Annotated in this window: 16 protein-coding genes; 9 read left to right on the forward strand and 7 right to left on the reverse strand. The window is 71.5% G+C overall.

The window, feature by feature from the left end; genetic code table 11:
- The first annotated feature begins 17 nt into the window (after positions 1–17).
- From K336_RS0101000 to K336_RS0101010, 3 genes are read left to right on the forward strand one after another with little or no spacing between them, the layout of a single operon-like run.
- The gene (locus K336_RS0101000) at positions 18–917 is read left to right on the forward strand and encodes an electron transfer flavoprotein subunit alpha/FixB family protein (protein WP_028706051.1); all 900 of its coding nucleotides are present in this window, start codon (positions 18–20) and stop codon (positions 915–917) included.
- The gene (locus K336_RS0101005) at positions 914–2,224 is read left to right on the forward strand and encodes an FAD-dependent oxidoreductase (RefSeq protein WP_028706052.1); all 1,311 of its coding nucleotides are present in this window, start codon (positions 914–916) and stop codon (positions 2,222–2,224) included. The genes K336_RS0101000 and K336_RS0101005 overlap by 4 nt, the downstream gene beginning before the upstream one ends.
- A 13-nt stretch (positions 2,225–2,237) precedes the next feature.
- Positions 2,238–2,531, forward strand: a complete 294-nt coding sequence (locus K336_RS0101010) for a ferredoxin family protein (protein ID WP_028706053.1) — start codon at positions 2,238–2,240, stop codon at positions 2,529–2,531.
- On the opposite strand, the gene K336_RS13470 is transcribed toward K336_RS0101010, so the two are convergent.
- The 6 genes from K336_RS13470 to K336_RS0101040 all read right to left on the reverse strand — a co-directional run bounded on the left by K336_RS13470 (position 2,489) and on the right by K336_RS0101040 (position 10,282).
- Positions 2,489–3,193, reverse strand: coding sequence for a LuxR C-terminal-related transcriptional regulator (locus K336_RS13470; protein WP_051245277.1), 705 nt, complete (start codon positions 3,191–3,193; stop codon positions 2,489–2,491). The two genes, K336_RS0101010 and K336_RS13470, sit on opposite strands and share 43 nt — an antisense overlap.
- A gap of 86 nt (positions 3,194–3,279) precedes the next feature.
- The gene (gene aroD, locus K336_RS0101020; protein ID WP_021796304.1) at positions 3,280–4,056 is read right to left on the reverse strand and encodes a type I 3-dehydroquinate dehydratase; all 777 of its coding nucleotides are present in this window, start codon (positions 4,054–4,056) and stop codon (positions 3,280–3,282) included.
- 24 nt (positions 4,057–4,080) lie between these two features.
- Positions 4,081–5,382, reverse strand: a complete 1,302-nt coding sequence (locus tag K336_RS0101025; RefSeq protein ID WP_028706055.1) for an MFS transporter — start codon at positions 5,380–5,382, stop codon at positions 4,081–4,083.
- Positions 5,383–5,454: 72 nt separating this feature from the next.
- Entirely contained in the window at positions 5,455–6,333 is an 879-nt protein-coding gene (locus K336_RS0101030) for a shikimate dehydrogenase (protein ID WP_021796296.1), read from the reverse strand.
- Positions 6,334–6,510: 177 nt separating this feature from the next.
- Complete coding sequence (aroB, locus tag K336_RS13475; RefSeq protein WP_021796283.1) at positions 6,511–8,199, reverse strand: 3-dehydroquinate synthase; 1,689 nt, start codon at positions 8,197–8,199, stop codon at positions 6,511–6,513.
- Between the two features lie 61 nt (positions 8,200–8,260).
- Complete coding sequence (locus tag K336_RS0101040) at positions 8,261–10,282, reverse strand: oxidoreductase (RefSeq protein WP_051245279.1); 2,022 nt, start codon at positions 10,280–10,282, stop codon at positions 8,261–8,263.
- Between the two features lie 256 nt (positions 10,283–10,538).
- Between K336_RS0101040 and K336_RS0101045 the strand changes: the two genes are divergently transcribed.
- The 3 genes from K336_RS0101045 (at position 10,539) to K336_RS18280 (ending at position 13,490) form a co-directional block, all read left to right on the forward strand.
- A complete protein-coding gene (locus K336_RS0101045; RefSeq protein ID WP_021796288.1) occupies positions 10,539–11,495 on the forward strand; it encodes an aldo/keto reductase in 957 nt (318 codons plus the stop codon).
- Positions 11,496–11,818: 323 nt separating this feature from the next.
- The gene (locus K336_RS0101050; RefSeq protein WP_028706057.1) at positions 11,819–13,381 is read left to right on the forward strand and encodes a sodium-dependent transporter; all 1,563 of its coding nucleotides are present in this window, start codon (positions 11,819–11,821) and stop codon (positions 13,379–13,381) included.
- Position 13,382: 1 nt separating this feature from the next.
- Positions 13,383–13,490: a methionine/alanine import family NSS transporter small subunit gene (locus K336_RS18280; protein WP_123826403.1), complete on the forward strand. Its 108-nt coding sequence runs from the start codon at positions 13,383–13,385 to the stop codon at positions 13,488–13,490.
- A 250-nt stretch (positions 13,491–13,740) separates the two neighbouring features.
- On the opposite strand, the gene K336_RS0101060 is transcribed toward K336_RS18280, so the two are convergent.
- Positions 13,741–15,396 (reverse strand): subtype B tannase, encoded by a 1,656-nt coding sequence (locus K336_RS0101060; RefSeq protein ID WP_081660490.1) that lies wholly within the window; start codon positions 15,394–15,396, stop codon positions 13,741–13,743.
- 456 nt (positions 15,397–15,852) lie between these two features.
- Between K336_RS0101060 and K336_RS13480 the strand changes: the two genes are divergently transcribed.
- The 3 genes from K336_RS13480 (at position 15,853) to K336_RS0101075 (ending at position 19,111) form a co-directional block, all read left to right on the forward strand.
- The gene (locus K336_RS13480; protein WP_051245280.1) at positions 15,853–16,581 is read left to right on the forward strand and encodes a sirohydrochlorin chelatase; all 729 of its coding nucleotides are present in this window, start codon (positions 15,853–15,855) and stop codon (positions 16,579–16,581) included.
- Positions 16,582–16,947: 366 nt separating this feature from the next.
- Positions 16,948–17,487 (forward strand): YbhB/YbcL family Raf kinase inhibitor-like protein, encoded by a 540-nt coding sequence (locus tag K336_RS0101070; protein WP_021796285.1) that lies wholly within the window; start codon positions 16,948–16,950, stop codon positions 17,485–17,487.
- A 190-nt stretch (positions 17,488–17,677) separates the two neighbouring features.
- On the forward strand, positions 17,678–19,111 hold the full coding sequence (locus K336_RS0101075; protein ID WP_162142542.1) for a L,D-transpeptidase family protein: 1,434 nt from the start codon (positions 17,678–17,680) through the stop codon (positions 19,109–19,111).
- Positions 19,112–19,131: the final 20 nt, after the last annotated feature.

The following is a 19,131-nucleotide window of genomic DNA, read 5'->3' on the forward strand; positions in this document are numbered from 1 at the left end:
GAGGAGAACAACCAGCCATGACCACGTGGATCATCACCACCAGCAACCAGATCGCCGGCCTCGTCGCGATGGCCGACCGGCTCGGCTCCCCCGTCACCATCGTCGGCGTCGGGATCGATGTCCTGCCCGCCGCCGACCGAGTGCTCACCGTCCCGCTGACCGAGGGACTGCCCGCCGAGGCCGCAGCGCCGGCGGTCTGCGCCGCGGTCGAGGCCCGACCGGGCGATGCGGTGCTGGTTCCCGACCGGGCCGGTGAGCGCGTGCTCGCCGGGGCCCTCGCGGCCCGCCTCGGCGCGCCCGTGCTCACCGGAGTCGTCGCCGTCGCCGATGGCCTCTTCGAGATCGACCGCTTCGGCGGGATCGCCCGCGAGAGGATCCGCACCGACCGGCCCGCAGTGCTCGTGCTGCCCGGCGGCGCGGAGCTCCCCGGCGAGCAGGCCGCCGAGCCCTTCGACGAGTCGGCCGAGCCCTTCGCGGCGCGCATCACCGCCGAGACGAGCGATGCGGAGGCCGGCACCGATCTCTCCTCCGCGAAGCGCATCGTGGCGGTCGGCCGCGGCTTCAGGGCCGAGGCCGACCTGGGGCTCGCCCGGGATCTCGCGGCCTCGCTCGACGCCGAACTGGCCTGCTCCCGCCCCGTGGCCGAGGGCGTGGGATGGTTGCCCAAGGACAGCTACGTGGGCGTCTCGGGGCAGACGGTGAAACCCGATCTGTACGTCGCGGTGGGCGTCTCGGGACAGCTGCAGCACATGGCGGGCGTCCGCGAGGCGAGGACCATCGTGGCGATCAACAATGACGAGCACGCGCCGATCTTCGCCCACGCCGACTACGGAGTCGTCGGGGACCTCTACGAGGTGCTCCCGGCCCTCGTCACGGCACTGGGCCGAGGGCGGGACAGAGGGCGGGACATGAGATGAGTGGCGAAGAGGCCGAAGAGGAGGTCTTCGACGCGATCGTGATCGGCGGGGGCGTCGCGGGCACCGTCTGCGCCCATCAGCTGGCCCGCGCGGGCCACGAGGTGGTGCTCATCGAGCGCGGGAACCAGCCGGGCGCCAAGAATCTGTCCGGAGGCGTCTTCTACTGCCGGGTCATGGAGCAGGTCTTCCCCGACTTCGCCGCCCGGGCCCCCGTCGAGCGGCGGATCACCCGCAATGTGCTCTCCTTCCTCAACGAGAGCTCATCGGTCGACATCGACTACTGGGACCAGCGTCTGGCGGAGCCGGTGAACGCCGTGACCGTGCTGCGCGCCAAGCTGGACGCCTGGCTCGCCGAGCAGTGCGAGGAGGCCGGCGTCATGGTGATGCCCCAGGTGAGGGTCGACGCGCTGCTCGTCGAGGACGGCCGCATCGTGGGCGTGCGCGCCGGCGAGGACGAGCTCCGCGCCCGCGTGGTGATCGCCGCCGACGGCGTGAACTCCTTCATCGCCAGGCAGGCCGGCATCCGCGCCAGGGAACCGCGCAAGCACCTGGCCGTCGGCGTGAAGTCCGTCGTCCGGCTCCCCCGGAAACTGCTCGAGGACCGCTTCCGCCTGAACGACCGGGAGGGCGTCGCCTACGCGGTCGTGGGCGAGGCCACTCGGGGCTGCGCAGGCGGCGGTTTCCTCTACACGAACATCGACTCGGTCTCGGTGGGCGTGGTGCTGCGGCTGGACGATCTGGCGGCCAAGGGGCTGGCCTCCTCGGACGTGCACGACCACTTCCTGTCCCATCCGGCGATCGCCCCCCTGCTCAAGGACGGCGAACTGCTCGAGTACGGCTGTCATCTGACCATCGAGGACGGTCCGGCGATGGCGGCTCATGACCTCACCCGCCCGGGGCTGCTCATCATCGGCGACGCCGGCGGGTTCACGCTCAACACCGGCATGACGATCCGCGGCATGGATCTGGCGGCCGGCAGCGCACTCGCTGCGGCGCGGGCCGCCGGGGCGGCGCTGGCCGACCGGGACTTCTCCCAGGAGTCCATGGACCGCTACGGCGAGGAGCTGGGGAGGGGCTTCGTGGGTCAGGACATGGAGCTCTACGCGAAGCTCCCCGCCCTGATGGACAGCCCCCGGCTCTACCACGACTACGGAGCCCTCCTCGCCGATGTGCTGCACGGCATCTACGACCTAGACGCCACGCCCCGCAGGCATCTCGCCGGCATCGCCGCATCGGCCCTCAAGGGCTCGAGGATCAGGCCGACCGAGTTGGCCAGGGACGCCTGGCAGGCCGTGCGGGCGCTGTGAGAGGGGAGCAACGATGACGCGGATCATGGGCACCGTCGCCGAGCGCCTGGCGAGGAACAGCTACCAGACGGACGAGGAGTTCGGCCACATCGAGATCAACCAGCGGATCGTGCGGGTCACCGGCACCGGGCGGCTGCTGGTGGCCGCCTGCCCGGCGCACGTCTACGCCGAGGAGCCCGACGGCACGATCTCGGCCGAGTACGCGGCCTGCCTGGAGTGCGGCACCTGCCTGGCCGTCATGCCCGCCGGCTCGCTCAGCTGGCATTATCCCCGCGGCGGCTTCGGCGTCGAGTTCCGCGAAGGCTGATCGGCCGGCTCAGCCCAGCGCCGCCACGACGAGGCCCGCCGGGTGACGATCCAGGTGGCGGCCTGGGTGCGCCGCCGCAGCCCCATCTTCGCCAGCAGCGAGGTGATGTGGTTCTTCACGGTCTTCTCGGCGATCCCCAGCCGATCGCTGATCTCGCGATTGCTCAGCCCCTCGCCGATGAGCTCCAGGACGCGCCGCTCCGAGGGGGTGAGGCCCTCGGTCAGATCGGCGGCCCCACGACGGCGGGGCGGAAGCCGCTGACCGGCCACGGCCCGCCCCGCGGCGACGCCCTTGATGGCGGAGACCACCTCGATGCCCCGCAGCGATTTGCTGAGATAGGCGCTCGCCCCGCCCGTGAGGGCCTCGCGCATCGCCTCGTCGTCGTCCACCGAGGTGAGCACGATGAAGCGCGAGCCCGGCAGCGCGCCGCGCAGCTGCGAGATCAGCTCGAGCCCCGTGCCGTCGGGCAGCCGCAGCGCGACCAGGACGATCTGCGGCGCCAGCGGCGGCGCCAGCCGCACGGCCTCCGCCACGCCCGAGGCCTCACCGACGAGCTCGACGCCGCGGGCGTCCGCGAGGATGACGCCGAGCCCCCGCCGGACGATCTCGTGGCCGTCGACCACCATGACACCGATCTGCCGACCCTGACGCTGCACGGTCATGGACTCAGCCTCCATTCCTCACCCGGGGCGGGCGAGCCGGGGCCGCGGGACCCGGCTGCGCCCGGGCCCCGCGGCGGGCGCACGGGCTAGTGCTCCGGCGCCCACTCGCCGAGGAGCCCGAGGATCCGGTTGAGCTCCCCGACGGGGATCTGACCGGGCGCCGAGGGGCGCCCGACCATGCCGAAGGTGGCGGCCGAGCCGAAGAAGGCGCCGGTCATGCGCGAGAGCATCCCCTCACGACCCATCGACATGGTGATGATCGGACGATCGGCGTGGTGCGCCGACATCAGCCAGGTGGCCGACAGGAGGGTGAGCAGGTCGCCGGTGTCGTGCGGGGTGCACGCCAGCTTCGGAACATCGGCGCCCGCCTCCTGCATCCGCCTGAGGCGGGAGACGATCTCCTCGGCCGACGGCGTGGCGTCGAAGTCGTGGTTGGACGCCACCACCGCCACCGCCCGGGCATGCGCGGCGTCGATCACCTCGCGCACCACCTGCGGGCCGCGGAAGAACTCGACGTCCACCGCATCGACGTGCCCCGAGTCGATCAGGGCCGAGTTGAGAGCCACGTAGTCCTGGGCGCTGATCGCCTTCTCACCGCCCTCGTCGGCGGTCCGGAAGGTGGCCAGCAGCCCCCGCCCGCCCAGACGGGCGGCCAGCGGGCCGGCGAGTGCGACGGCCGCGCCGACGTCGGGGGCCGTCCCGAGGAAGTCGACGCGCCACTCGACGATGTCGATCTCGTGCGGGGTCAGGGCCTCGGCCCCGGCCAGGACCTCGTCGGCCGTCGTCCCGGTGATCGGCACGATCACCTTGGGCGGGCCCTCCCCCAGCACCACGTCCTTGAGCCGCACCGTTCTCATGGTCATCGGTCCTCCCCTCCTGTCCGGCGCTCAGGCCTTCGCCCTCACCGACTCGATCGCCCGGAAGATCGAGCGATGGCGCAGGAAGACGAAGACCGCGGTTGCGAAGGCGATCACGCTGAATGCCACCGCGAGCCACACCACGTTCGTGTAGCCGCTGGCCAGCAGGCGAGTGGCCTCGTCGCCCGGGACGTCCTTGGTGCTCGGCACGATGGCACCGACCGCATAGGGCAGCACGAAGCCGCCGACCGCGCCGGCCATCCAGTACCAGCTCACGATCTGGCCCTTGGACTTCGGGAAGAAATCGGACATCGCGGTGAGCACGAGCTGCATGATGCCGCCCGAGACGAAGTAGCCGATGAGGAAGGCGGTGATCCTCATGCCGGTCAGGGAGTGCATGCCGCCGATGTTGAGCAGCAGCACGGAGACCAGGCCGAATGCGGCGTAGACGGGCACGAAGTTGATCGACTTGACGCCGCGGGAGGAGATCACGGCGGTGAGCAGCACCGCGACCACCGAGCCGAGCGTGAAGAACTGGGTCAGGCCGCGGCCCTGGGAAGTGCTCAGATGGGCGATGTTGGAGCCGATCTGGGGCAGCGCCTGGTTCGCCAGGTAGACGATCCCGTTGGTGCAGAAGATGAAGACGAGGCAGACGACGCCCTCCACGGCGAAGCGCGCGCGGGTGGGGCTCTGCCCGGACTCCGCGTCCTGCTCGGCGGCCTGCTGGGCCGCCAGCTGCTCGGCCGCGATCCTCCTGTAGTCGGGGAAGGAGACGACGAACGCCAGGATGCCCATCACCACCATGTAGATGCCGGCGGCGATCGGCACGACGCGCCAGTGCCGGGTGCCCACCATCGTGACGAGGAGGGGCATCACGAACTGCCCGGCCGAGATGAAGATCTTGATGAGGATGTTCATCGTGCCGGCGTTCGAGGGACTCGACTCCATGAGCGTCGGATAGGTGCCGGCGTCGAGGAAGGAGTTGCCGGCGCCGAAGACCGCCGCGAGCAGCATGCCGACGGTGCGATTGGGCGAGAGCGGCAGCAGGATGAAGAAGACCGCGGTGAGGGCGATGCCGACCAGCACGATCCTGCGGCGGCCGAACCTGTCGGCCAGGAAACCGGCGAAGGGATAGCTGACGAATTTGCCGATGGCCATCACCGACAGGGCCGAGATCACATCCTTCGCCTCGACCCCCCAGGCCGCGGACAGCCCCCAGCCGTCGCCCGGCGAACCCGCCAGCTGACTGGCGGCGATGAGGCCCATGGCGTACACGAGGTAGGAGAAGTACAAGGTGAGCACGGCCCCCATGTTGTGGACCTTCGTGGCCATGGCGTCCCCTTTCTGACGAGTGGTTGCGCCCCGTTCACGGACGGCGCGGCGGAATCGGACGGGGGTTTCGGCTCACCGGCCCATGTGCGCGCGCACGTAGTCGAGCGGCATGTCGTGGCCGGTGAACAGCTCGAAGGCGGCGGCGCCCTGCCGGTACATCATCTCGATGCCGTTGGTGCACTGCAGGCCGGCCCGCCCGCAATCGCGCAGGAACCTCGTCTCGGCCGGCGAGTAGACCACGTGCATCACGAACGTCTCGGGCGGGATGATCGAGACGTCCGGAAGGTTCGTCCTGCCCTCCAACGCGCCCATGCCGACGTTCGTCGCGTCGATCAGCACCGAGGACTCGGCCAGCGCCCCCGCCAGGGCGTCCTGGTCCGCGAGGTCGTGCAGCACGGCGGCCGCGCCGGTGCGCGAGCTGATCTTCTCCAGCGTGCGCTCGGCGTTGTCCCAGAAGGGATCCCTGCGGTTGAAGATGTTGAGCGCGGCGGCCCCGTCCAGCGCGGCCTGCACCGTCACCGCGGTGCCCGCGCCGCCCGCACCGATGATCGTGATGGTCCGGCCCTCGGGCGCGTGGTCGAAGAAGCGCAGCGCCTCCATCGCGCCCACGCCGTCGGTGTTGTACGCGGTGAGCCTGCCGTCCTCGTTGACCACCGTGTTCGAGGCGCCGATGAGCTCCGCGGCGGGGGTGATCGTGTCGACGCAGGTCAGGATCCTCATCTTGTTCGGCATGGAGACGTTCCAGCCGCGGACCTTGAGCGTCCGCATGGCCTCGACCGCGGCGGGCAGCTCCTCGTCATCCACCTCGAAGGCCAGGTAGGCGTAGTCGAGCCCGAGTCTCGCGATGGCCAGATTGTGCATCCGCGGCGACTGGCTGTGCCGGATGGGATGAGCGAGCAGCCCGAGCAGTTCGGTGCGGCCGGTGATGGTCTGCATGACTTCGTCGTTCATGGGTTCATCGTTCATGGGGTGGTCCCTCTCGGTCGGGAGCGTTCGCCACGTCGCGAACTAACCCGTTAGTTAATTTACCTCAACGGCCCTGTCCCCGCCACATCGCTCATCCGATTCCGCTCATCCGCCACTGCCGCAGCGGCTCGGCACGGGACCAGCAGCAGCCGTGCCGGCGAGTCACCGGTCCCGGATCGCCGCCCAGGACTCGCGCAGCAGCCGCTCGTCCGGAGCGCGGGCGATGGTGCACTTCGCGATGCCCTCCAGCACGACGAAGCGCAGTTCGTCGTTGCGGACCTTCTTGTCCCAGGACATCGCCTGCGACAGCTGCCGCCAGCTCGCGCCGGAGTAGCCGGTGGGCAGACCGACCATGCGCAGCACGCTGCGGTGCCGGGCGAGGTCCTCCGCGTCGAGACGGCCCAGCCGGTGGGCGAGCTCGGCGGCGTAGACCATGCCGATCGCGACGGCGTCGCCGTGGCGCATCGCCGGGCCCTCGCAGCTCTCGATGGCGTGGCCCAGGGTGTGTCCGTAGTTGAGGATCTCGCGCAGCCCGACCTCGCGCAGGTCCTCGGCGACGACCCGGGCCTTCACCGCGAGGGCGCGCTCCATGAGCTCGCGGAAGACGGGCGAGTGGATGTCCAGGGCGTCGGCGCCGCCATTGGCCTCGATGAGCCTCAGGATCTGCTCGTCGCCCACGAAACCGGCCTTGACGATCTCTGCGAGGCCCGAGCGGAGCTGCTCTGCCGGCAGGCTCGCCAGCAGGCCCAGATCGCACAGCACCCCGCACGGCGAGTGGAAGGCCCCCACCAGATCGCGGCCGCGCGGCAGGTCGAGTGCGGCCTTGCCGCCGACCGAGGCGTCCACCATGGCGAGCAGGCTGGTGGGCACGTTCACCACGGGCACGCCCCGCAGCCAGGTGGCGCCCACGAAGCCGAGCAGATAGATCGCCTCGGCGCCCCCCACGGCGACGATCGCGTCCCGGCGGCCGAAGCGGTGCTCGCCCAGCAGGTCCCAGAGCCGGGCGACGGCGTCCAGGCTCTTCGTCCGGGCCGGATCGGGCAGCTCGTGGCGGACCACCCGGCGACCGCCGGCCTCCAGGGCCTCGGCCAGACGGTCCGCGCTCGGAGCGACGACCGCCTCGTGGGCCACCAGCACGCGTTCGGCGTCCCGGGGAATCAGCTCACCGGCCTCGGGCAGCAGATCCCATCCGATGCGGATCTCGTAGCCGTCGTGGCCGGTCACGCTCACCACGCTCGCCGGAGCATGCCGGGACGCGGCGCGCCGCACGGTGCCCGGCGGTAGATCGACCGTGCCGGCGTTGATGAGCGCCAGCAGGATGTCCTCGCCGGAGTCCTGCGGGCGGCGGCCGGTGGTGTTCAGCCTGATCTGCGAGACGCTCTCGTAGATGGCGCGGCGCTGGGCCATGAGCGCGTTGAACTTGGTCACCGGATCGCCCATGAGCAGAGGGCGGATGCCCGAGAGCCCGACCCGGGGCAGCGCCTGCGAGACGTCGACGTCGAGGAAGACCGTCATGTGCCGGCGCAGCGCCTCCTGCGTGCCGGGGTGCAGGATCGCCCCCCCGCCCAGCGCGACGATGCCGTCGAACTCGCGCAGCACGCGCAGCACCGTCTCGTGCTCGAGCGCCCGGAAGGCCGGCTCGCCCTTGGTGAGGAAGATCTCGGGAATGGGCATGCCGGCGACGCGCTCCACCTCATCGTCGGTGTCGAGGAAGGGCAGGCCCAACGCATGGGCGATGAGCGTGCCCACCGTGGTCTTGCCGGCCCCGGGCGGGCCGACGAGCACCACGGCCGGTCGGTGCTCCTGCTCATCCGGCTCGTCCGGCCCCGGTGCGGATGGCTGGTCAACCATGCTTCTCGTCTTCCCTCCGTCGTCGCGTGGCGTCGCGCTGGAACACCGCGCGAAGGCGTCCTCAGGCCTCGGCGCGTCTGCCGAGTTCGTTGAGCGCCTTCAGTACACCACGGCCCTCGCGCACCGCGTCGATGATCTTACGGGGACGCACCGAGTCGCCGATGTTCATCACCGGGACGCCCACGCCGGTGCAGCGCTCGATCAGTTCGGGCAGGCCGGACGTCACCGGCCTCATGCCGAGGCAGATCACCCCGTGCACCATCTCGATGAACTCGGGTTCGCCGTCGGCCGGGCGCACCACCACGCCCTCCTCACGCACCTCGGCCAGGCTCGTGCTCACGCGCACGTCCACGTCGCCGCGCTCCAGCACCTCGAGCATCTGCAGGCGCGTGACCATGTCCAGATCGTTGCCGATCGCGGGCAGACGCTCCACCAGGACCACCTGCACGTCGTGGTCGACCAGATGCTCCATCACGTCCAGGCCCACCGCGCCGGCGCCCACGACGACGGCCCGACGGCCCCGCCACCGGGCCACCTCGTCGATGCGGGAGGCGAAGCCGATGATGGAGCTGACCGTCGAGCCCGGCCGGTCGAGATGCTCGCGCAGCCCGGTGATGGGCGGGGCGACGGGCAGGCCGCCGGTGGCGTTGACCACCAGATCGGGGTGCTCGGCCAGAACCCTGTCGGGCTCCCCCGGCTGTCCGGTCCTGATGTCCACGCCGGCGCGGCGGGCGCGCAGCACCGACTCGTCGAGATACTTCGCGATGCGCCACTTCGCCGGCAGCCGGGCGGCGTGGCGCACGCTGCCGCCCGGCTGCTCGCCCCGCTCCAGCAGCATCACCGCGCAGCCGACCTCGGCGGCGCTCGAGGCGGCCTCCAGCCCGGCCGGACCGCCGCCGACCACCACGACCCTCGTCGGAACGCTCACCTTCGTGGCGCGGTAGGACTCGTTGTCGAGGATGCTCGGGTTGATCGTGCAGCGGATCGGCCTGCCCTGGCGGATGCGGTGGTCCGCGCACCCTATGTTGCAGGAGATGCAGTGCAGGATCTCCTCCGGGCGCCCCTCGCGCACCTTGCGCACCCACCAGGGGTCGGCGATGAGACCGCGGCCGATCGCGACGAGATCGGCGTCGCCGTCGGCGATGATGCGCTCGGCCGCCTGCGGATCGCGCACATTGCCCGAGGTGACGGTCGGCTTGCCGAACTCCTCCCGGAAGGCGCGAGCCATCGTCGAGCGCCAGCCGTCGGGCAGGCGGGCCATGTCGATCTGGTACTGCAGATTGGGGTTCTCGGCGGTCGAGACGTTCCAGATGTCCACGTACTCGTCGCAGTGGGCGGCCAGGGCGAGGGTGTCCTCGAGCCGGTTCCCGCCGTCGAGCAGTTCGTCGGCACTGAGCCTCACCGAGATCGGGAAGCGCTCGCCGACCTGGGAGCGCACCTCGCGCAGCACCTCGACCAGCAGCCGCGCCCGGTTCCGGGGGCTGCCGCCGTACTCGTCGGTGCGGTGGTTGTAGAGCGGGGAGAGGAACTGGTTGAGCAGATAGGAGTGCCCGCCGTGCACCTCGACCATGTCGAAACCGGCGCGCTGGGCGCGCCGGGCGGTCCGCCCGAAGCACTCGACGACGTGTCCGATCTGCTCGAGCGTCATGGGCGTCGGGGCGTGCCCGCCGGGTTTGGAGGGCACATCGGAGGACGAGAGGGTGGCCGCTCCGGTGAGGGCCGGGTCCGCCGAGGCGCCGGCGTGGTTGATCTGCACCCCCGCCATCGAGCCGCAGCGGTGCATCATCTCCGTGAAGGCGAACATGCGGGGCAGACAGTGGTCGTTGTCGAGGCGCAGCTGAGTGTATCCGTTCGAACCGGTGGGATGGTCGACGCAGACGTTCTCCATGATGATGAGCCCGGTGCCGCCGCGGGCCCGCTCGCGGTAGTAGGCCATGTGCTCGTCGCTGAGCTCGCCGCCCGCGGTGGCGAAGTTGGTTCCCATGGGCGGCATGACGATCCGGTTGGGAATCGTCATGCCGCGGACGGTGAGGGGTTGGAGGATCTGCGTCGTCGTGGTCGTCTGGGCATACGAAATGGTCATGGGGGTTCCTCGCTCACGGCCGGCCCGCCGCCACTCTGCGTCAGGCCCGGCTCCCGGTCAGGGTATGCTCCTCAGCTTCTGAATGTACCGGTTAGTCCATATTTTGCACGAACTTGTCTTCTCACTGCGCAGCTGAGGCGTATCGGCTCCCGCGGGGCGCTCGCCGGGCGGGGGCTCCGGAACGGCGGGTCCCGGGGACGGGGCGACCGCGAGGAGCCCGCCCTAGGATGGAGGCCACACGTTGAAAGGGGCCTCCATGGTGCGGATCCCGCGGACCGACATCGACATCCTCCCGCTCGTCCTGGGCGCCAACACCTTCGGCTGGACGAGCGACGAGCGGACCTCCTTCGCCGTGCTCGACGCCTTCGTCGCGGCCGGCGGTTCGCTCATCGACACCGCCGACGGCTACTCGCACTGGGCGCCCGGCAACCACGGCGGCGAGTCCGAGACGATCATCGGACGCTGGCTCTCCGCCCGCCGCTGCCGCGACCGGGTCCTGATCGCCACCAAGGTGGCCACCCATCCCCAGTTCCACGGGCTCTCCCCGGCCACCGTCTCGGCCGCGGCACGGGCCTCCCTGGAGCGTCTCGGCACGGACCGCATCGACCTGTACTACGCCCACTTCGACGACGAGACCCAGAGCATCGAGGACATGGCAGGCGCCTTCGACGCGCTGGTCCGCGAGGGGGTGGTGCGCCACGTCGGACTGTCGAACTTCTCCGTGGACCGCGAGCGGGAGTGGATCGCATACGCCGACCGGGAGGGCCTCGCCCGCCCCGTGGCGCTCCAGCCGCAGTACAACCTGCTGCACCGGGGCGACGTGGAGAACGGCTACGGGCCGCTCGCCCGCGAATCCGACGTGGCGCTGTTCCCCTACTTCTCCCTCGCATCGGGTCTGCTGACCGGCAAGTATCACTCGGCGGAGGAGATCGAGGGCTCGGCCAGGGAGGGCATGATCGGCGCCTATCTGCCCGACGAGGACGCCACGAGGGCCGCCTTCGCCGTCCTCGACACGGCACGGCGCATCGCCGACGCCCACGGCGTGGAGGTGGCCGCGGTCGCCCTGGCCTGGTTGCGGGCCAGGGGCGCCACCGCGCCGATCGCCTCCGCCCGCATCCCCGGGCAGCTGCCCGCCCTGCTGGCCTCGGCCGCCCTCGAGCTGGCCGCCGACGAGGTGACCGCCCTGGACGAGGCCTCCGAGCCGTTCGTGTGAGGGGCCCGAGGGCCTCAGGGCGGCATCCCCGGGCCCCGCCCCTCGCCGCCCTGCACGGGCGGAGGAACGCGCGGGATCAGGCGCCGTCGAGACGCGCAGCTCCCCCAGCGCGAACGGGAGAGGGCCTCGAACGGCGTGCGGCCGGCATCGCGGTGCTGCGCCGCCGGCCCCGGGGCCACATCGCGGACGATCTCATCCCGCGCGAGCGCACTCCCGCATAATGACCGCGCCATGCACGAGGGAGGGCCCCGCCCGCCACTGCGCACAGAGCGCGAGCGGACGCCCCGGCGCCTCCCCCTCCTCCTAGACGGAAGGCGGACACGATGCCCTCCCCGACCTCCTCGCCCGGAGACCCGCCGCGCGAGCAGTGGGGAAGCCAGCTGGGCTTCCTCATCGCCGCGATCGGCTCCGCCATCGGGCTGGGCAACATCTGGCGCTTCCCCGGCGTCGCCTACACCAACGGCGGGGGCGCATTCATCGTCCCCTACGTCATGGCCCTGCTCATGGTCGGCATCCCGGTGCTCTTCCTCGACTACTCGCTGGGGCACCGCTACCGCGGCAGCGCCCCGGCGGTCTTCCGCCGCCTCAGTCGGCGGTTCGAGTGGCTCGGCTGGTGGCAGGTGCTCGTCTGCTTCGTCATCATGACCTACTACGCGGTCATCGTGGCCTGGGCCCTGCGCTACACGGTGTTCTCCTTCACCATGGCCTGGGGCGAGGACGCCAAGGGCTTCTTCTACGACTTCATCGGGCTCAACACCGACGCGGTCGACTACTCGGCGGCACCAGTGAGCGGAGTCGTCGTCCCGCTGCTCATCGTGTGGGCCTTCGGCCTCGTCGTCATCGCCCTCGGAGTGACCAACGGGGTCGAGCGCGCCAACAAGATCTTCCTGCCGCTGCTCGTCGTCATGTTCGCGATCCTCGTCGTGCGGGCCGTCTGCCTGCCCGGCGCCGCCGAGGGCCTCAACGCCCTCTTCACACCGAACTGGTCGGCCCTGGGCGACTACCGGGTGTGGATGGCGGCCTTCGGGCAGATCTTCTTCTCGCTGTCGGTGGCCTTCGGTATCATGCTCACCTACTCCTCCTACCTCGACCGGCGCGCCGACCTCGTGGGCACCGGTCTGGTGGCGGGCTTCGCGAACTCCTCGTTCGAGATCCTCGCCGGCATCGGGGTCTTCGCGACGCTCGGCTACATGGCCGACCAGCAGGGCGTCGCCGTGGGCGATCTGGACGGCATCAGCGGCGTGTCCCTGTCGTTCATCACCTTCCCCACCGTCATCTCCCAGATGCCCGGCGGCGCCCTGTTCGGGGTGCTCTTCTTCGCCTCGTTCGCGATGGCCGGCCTGACCTCCTTCATCTCGATCATCCAGGTGGTCGCGGCCGGTCTCGCCGAGAAGTTCGGCCTCGGCACGGTCAAGGCCTCCTTCCTCGCGGGGGTCCCCTCCGCGGTGCTCTCCTTCGTGCTGTTCGCCACGAGCTCGGGGCTGTACGACCTGGACGTCGTGGACGCCTTCATCAACAACATCGGCGTGGTCGCTTCGGCCATCATCATGTGCGTGGGCGTCGGCCTGGTGCTGCGCAGGACCGGCCTGCTGCGCCGCCACCTCAACGCGGTCTCCGGCACGCGGGTCATCGGCACGTGGTGGCAGGTGCTCGTCTGCGCCGTGGTGCCCGCCCTGCTGTGCTTCATGTTCGTCCAGACCGCGTGGGCCTATGCGCACGGCGGCTACGACTCCACGAGCTACGCCCGCGGCTTCGAGGCCGTCTTCGGGTGGGGCATGCTGCTCGTGTGCGCCGTCGCGACAGCGGTGCTCACCGTGATCGGTTGGCGCACCCCGGTGGACGACTTCGCTCCTGTCGACTCGGACGAGCTCGAGGAGGCGCACTGAGATGACAGCGATCGCCCTGACGATCATGATCGGCGCCATCGTCATCATCTGGGGCGGGCTCGCGGCCTCGGTGGTCGCGCTCGCCCGGCACGGCCGCGCCCACCGCTGAGGTCCGACCGATCCGCCCCCGTCCCGGGAACGCGCCGGCCCGCGCTCCCGACCAGATGGTGCCGGGCCGCGAGCGCCGTCCGCGGGCGCGGGGATGACATGCGTTCGCAGAAGAACGACCCGCCCGGTGACGGCAGCGCCGGGGTTGTCCGGGCCCGCGGCCCCGCTCAGGGTCCTCGTGCGAACTGTCACGGCCGGCCGGGGCCGTACGCCCCTCCGGGCGCAGGGCCGCGGCCCTGCGCCCGGGCCGGTCAGGCCGAGTAGACGGCGAACCCCGTCCGCTCCGCGATCCAGGAGATGAACGCCGCGGCGTCCCGGTTCGCGCCGTGGCCCGCGTCCCAGTACATGAGGGCGTCGACGCTGTCGCCCAACCCGGTCGCGATGGCCGCCAGGTTCGCGACGATCACCGGCGAGGTGTCCGTGTCGGAGGTTCCCACCCGGATGAACCAGTTCCTCGCCCGGCCCGGATTGGCCTCGCGCAGGAAGTGCATCGGATTCATGAGCGTCAGCTTGTCGGGAATGTCCTGGTCGATCGTCGCCGAGTCGTCGCCGGTGGCCAGCCGCAGGCCGAAGTCGGTGAAATGGCGGGCGTCGGTGGTCTCGTCTCCGAACAGGCCGTTCTCGGCGCTGGCCAGGTCCTTCTGGTCGACGGCCGGGCAGGGCTTGGATCGACCCACGTGCGCCAGGAAGTCGGCGAAGCCGAAGCCCGCCCGGGAGTCCTGCCAGCTGATCCAGGGATTGCTCGACAGATAGCTCGCGCGCTCGGAGTCCGACAGCGCGGCCAGATGGTCGGTGGCCGCCGGCGCGAGATGGTTCGTGACCAAGTAGTCGCCGTAGTTGTCGGCGGTGAGCACGCCGTAGTCGCCGACGCCCTCGAGGTTCAGCTCGGCCGCGTACGCGCCGAATCCGGCGGCCAGTTCGTCCGAGACCGTCCGATCGACCGCCGCGCCGTTGTAGGCCTGGGCGCCGAAGGTCCACTCGTAGATGACGTCCTCGTGCTCGATGTCGGTCTGCGGGCAGTATCCGGCCGAGGCGAAGACGGCGTCCGAGGCGTCGGCGGCCCCGATCTCCGCCAGGCGGCTCGTGTACAGCTCCGAGTCGCCGGAGGCCCCGAGCAGGGCCGAGAGCGCACCGCCGGCCGAGGAGCCGGTCGTGATGATGTGGTCCGTGTCACCGGGCAGCCTGCCCCGGTTGTGGTGGATCCAGCGGATCGCCGCCTTGAGGTCGACGATCTGGGCCGGTGCCTTGCCGATCCACGTGCCGTCCGAGGACTGCGCGTCGCGACCGCGGGCCCCGGGGACGACCACGACGCAGCCGGCGGCCAGGGCCAGTTCCCCGTTGTCGACCGGCTGCCCATCGGAGCCGGCCGTGTCCCCCGCGCCCGAGGCGACGCCGCCGGCGCCGGGCCCGCCGACCGAACCGTCCGGCGCACTGTCGCCCTCGGACGGGGTCCCCCCGCCGGGGGCGTCGGAGGAGCCCCGGCCGGGTGCTCCCCCGCCGGACGCTCCCCCGGAGGCGGTCGCCGAGGAGTAGCCGCCGATGTTCAGCGCCACGACGATCGGGGCGTCGCCCGCGTCCCAGGCCGTGCCGTTGAGCACGGTGGGCACCTTCACGGTCAGGCTCTGGTGGGTGCTGTCGACCGGGTCGAGGCAGTAGACGATCGAGTCGTACTGCGTGTAGCCGACCTCGACGTCGCCCGCGTCGGTGCTGACGGTGGTGCTCTGCTCGGCGCCTGCGGTGGCGTCGAAGTCGAGGGCGGAGAAGTCCCTGGTGGAGCCGGTCGAGCTCGAGCCCTGCGACGAGGCGGACGACGAGCATCCTGTCAGCAGGGGCGTGGCGGCCGTGGCCGCGGCCAGGCTGCTGAGTACCGCACGGCGGCTGATCGGGCGAGTGAATGCCTCATGCATGGCGGTGATGATGCGCGGCACAGCTGTGCGATTCTTGTGCCGGTCCTGTGACGGGAACCGGCTTCGGGAGAGTTCGGGGACGGCGCCCCACCAGGGGCGGAAACGGACCCGCAGCAGATGCCGCGCAGGGCCGCCGCATCGGCCCGTCCGGCCCCATCCGCGCACCTGGCCCGTTACCTCGTCGGTGGCCCCGGTGGGAGGGGTCACGGTCGTCGAGGCGTTGTCACCGGGCCTGGTACCGCCGACCGACCTCTGACAGAAACACCTCGCCACAGCGTTGCCGCGTCCGATTAGAGTGGCCGCGTGACTGAGTGCGGAGCCGTCCTGCTCGTGGGGCGCCCCCCACGTCGACTCCGCCGCCGTGCGCTCGGCACCGTGTCGCTCGCTGACCGGACGGACCGCCCGCGGACCCCCGGGAGGCCATTCCCCCGCAGCACCCTGTCCCCGCGAGGATCCATGACCATTCCTGCCACCACGTCGAGCGGCGCCCCCGCCGATCCCTCCGCCGGGGCGGACCGCCCCGCCCTCGTCGTCGTCCTGCACGGCACGCGCAGTCCCGCCGGTTCCGAGGACGCGGAGCTCCTGCGTCGACGGGTCTGCGATCGGCTGCCCGGCACCCGGGTCGACGTCGGCTGGGTGGACGTGCACGAGGAGACCCTCGAGCGGACCCTGCCCACCGCCGGACCCGCGATCGTCGTGCCGGCCTTCCTGAGCGCCGGCCACCATGTCACCCACGACATCCCCACCGCCATCGAGCGCACCCACGGCCGGGCGCGGACCACCTCCCATGTCGGCCCCGATCTCGACCCGGCCCTGCGCGACCGTCTGACCGAGCTCGGCCCGCTCGGCGACGGCGTCGTCCTGGCCCCGGCCGGCTCGAACCACGAGAGGGCGAACCGGGGGACCCGGGCCACTGCCGAGCGCCTGTCGGCGCTGCTCGGCCGCCCGGTCGAGGTGGGTTTCTTCCACTCGGCCCATCCCAGTCCCGCCGAGGCGCTCGCCCGCCTGCGCACGGCCGGCGCCGAGGACGTCAGCGTGGCCACCAACGTCCTCCTCCCCGGCCTGTCCCAGAAGCGGATCGCGGCGCTGGGCCTGCCGACGACTCGCCCGATCGGCGTGCACGAGGCGCTCATCGAGGCGATCGTGCGCCGTCACCTGGCGGCACTGCCGCACCGGCCGTACTGACCGGGTCGCCGGCCCCCGCGCCCGGGCTTGACTGCGGCGCGCCTTCCTCGACGAGGGTGGCCTGGTCGCCGGCCCCCGCGCCCGGGTGTGGCGTACCGCTCGGCCCCAGACCATGGCCGCTTCGTTCTCCTGGTTCTTCCGCGGTCCGTTCGGACGGTCCGGGTCGACCGACACCGGTGGTCATCTACCTATGGTCAGTCTTGCCCCACCTAGTGGGTGACCACGTCATGACACCGGCAGGACCGTCGGCCGGGTCCTGCTCGAGTCCCGAATGGCCGCCGGTCGCCGTGCGCCGTTCCCCGGGCCGGGGCACCATCCGCAGACACGGCGACTAGCCTGTTGACACCACGTCGAAAGGACCCCGAGATGACTCTCAATGACCCCTTCGCCACGATGCGGGCCGTCCCCGCCCTGACCATCACGAGCACCACCGTCCACGACGGGCAGGAGTTCGCGCCCGCCCAGATGTCGGGCCTCATGGGCGTCACCGGGGGCGGCGACGTCTCGCCCCAGCTCTCGTGGTCCGGCGCCCCGGCCGGCACGAGGAGCTACGCCGTGACGATGTACGACCCGGACGCCCCGACCGGCTCCGGCTTCTGGCACTGGGCGGTGGCGAACATCCCCGTCACGTGCACGAGCCTGCCCGCCGGCGCCGGCGACGACACCGGCTCGGGGCTGCCCGACCGGGCCGTCCAGCTGCGCAACGACGCGGGCAGCGCCCGGTACATCGGGGCCGCTCCCCCGGCCGGCCACGGGCCGCACCGGTACTTCCTCACCGTTTTCGCCCTCGACGTCGACCACTTGGATGTCGGGCCGGACGCGACGCCGGCCTTCCTCGGCTTCAACGTCTTCTTCCACACGCTCGCGCGCGGCTCCATCATCGCCATCGCCGAGACGCCCGCCTGAGCCGCCTCGGCCCCTCGGCGGCGGCGCATCGCGCGGGAACCCCGCTGTACGTCCTCCCGGCGGCGGGCGCGTCCGAGCGCCCGGGGAGCGGGCATCCCGATCGGTGAGGTGATGGGTGCGCCGGTGAGCGGGGCCGCGCCAGGGGAGCGGAATGCCCCGACCTGCCCGGGCGCTCGCCTACACTGCGCGGGTGACCATCATTCCGAAGAAGCGGACCGTGCCGCTCGTCGTGCTGCTCGCGGCCGTCCTCGTCGCCGCGGGCGCCGTGGGATACGCGCTGCGCATGGCCGACCACGGCCTGCCCGGTGCGAGCGTCGCGGGCCGGTCGATCACCGGCAGGACCGCCGACCAAGTGCGCGAATCGGTCGAACAGCGCGCCGCCGACCTGTCCGTCGTCGTGACGATGGACGGCCAGGACCAGCGCATCCCCCTGTCCGAGCTCGGTGTGAGCATCGACGCCCAGGCCACCGCCGACCGGGCCTTCGAGGCGAACGAGTCGATCGTCTCGCGCTTCGCCGCCCTCGTCCGCACGAAGGACACCCCGGCCGTCATCGTCGTCGACGAGGACGCCCAGCGGACCCGCCTCGCCGGACTCGTGGCCGAGCACGGCGCCACGGCCAGGGACGCGTCCGTCTCGTTCTCGGACGAGGAGGAAGCCTTCACCGTCTCCCCCGGCGAGAAGGGCAGGGGCTACGACACGAACGCCGTCGCCGATGCGGCCGCCGAGGCCGGACGCTCGCTGAGCGGGCAGTCGCTGGCGCTGACGTTCACCGAGGTCGACCCCGCGGTCACCACCGAGCAGGCCCGCGGCACGGCCGACGCGGCGAACGCCCTCATCGCGCCGGAGGTCTCCGTGAACGGACAGGACGGCGCCGTCATCGCCGCCACCGCCGCCGACAAGGCGTCCTGGGTGGTCACCACCGACGAGGACGGCCGTCCCGTCGATCCGGGCCTCGACCGGGACGCGGTCGCCGGCTGGGTGGGCTCCGCCGCCGCCAGCACCAACACGGCGCCCGTCAACGGCTCCCGCCTCGTGAGCGCCTCGGGCGAGGTGCTGCGCGTCACCGCTGAGGGCACCGACGGCAAGTCGGTCAACAACGCCGAGGCGATCACCGGGCAGCTCCTTGACGCGCTCGGCGCCGGGCGGCCCTACTCGGGCGCCTTCACCTACGACACCGTCCCGGCGCAGAACACGGACAAGGTCATCGCCGCCGGCGCCGAGAACCTCGCCTACCAGGCCGCTCCGGGCGAACGCTGGATCGACATCGATCTCGGCAACGACACCGTCACCGCCTACGTCGGGGCGGACGCCCAGGCCACCATGCTCATGGTGCCCGGCAGACCGGGCATGGAGACCGTCACCGGCACCTTCACGGTGTACCTCAAGTACGAGTCGCAGACGATGAGGGGCACCAACGCCGACGGTACGACGTGGACCGCGCCCGATGTGCAGTGGGTCAGCTACTTCCACGGCGACTACGCCCTGCACGCCGCGCCGTGGCAGCCCTCGTTCGGCTGGGACGGCCCGGGCGGTTCGCACGGCTGTGTCAACATGTCGACATCGGATGCCGCGTACGTCTTCGACTTCGCGCCGGTCGGCACGACGGTGGTCAGCCACTACTGAGCGCACCGCCGACGGCGCCC

It is taken from the genome of Propionibacterium acidifaciens DSM 21887, from assembly GCF_000426605.1.
GTDB lineage: Bacteria > Actinomycetota > Actinomycetes > Propionibacteriales > Propionibacteriaceae > Propionibacterium > Propionibacterium acidifaciens.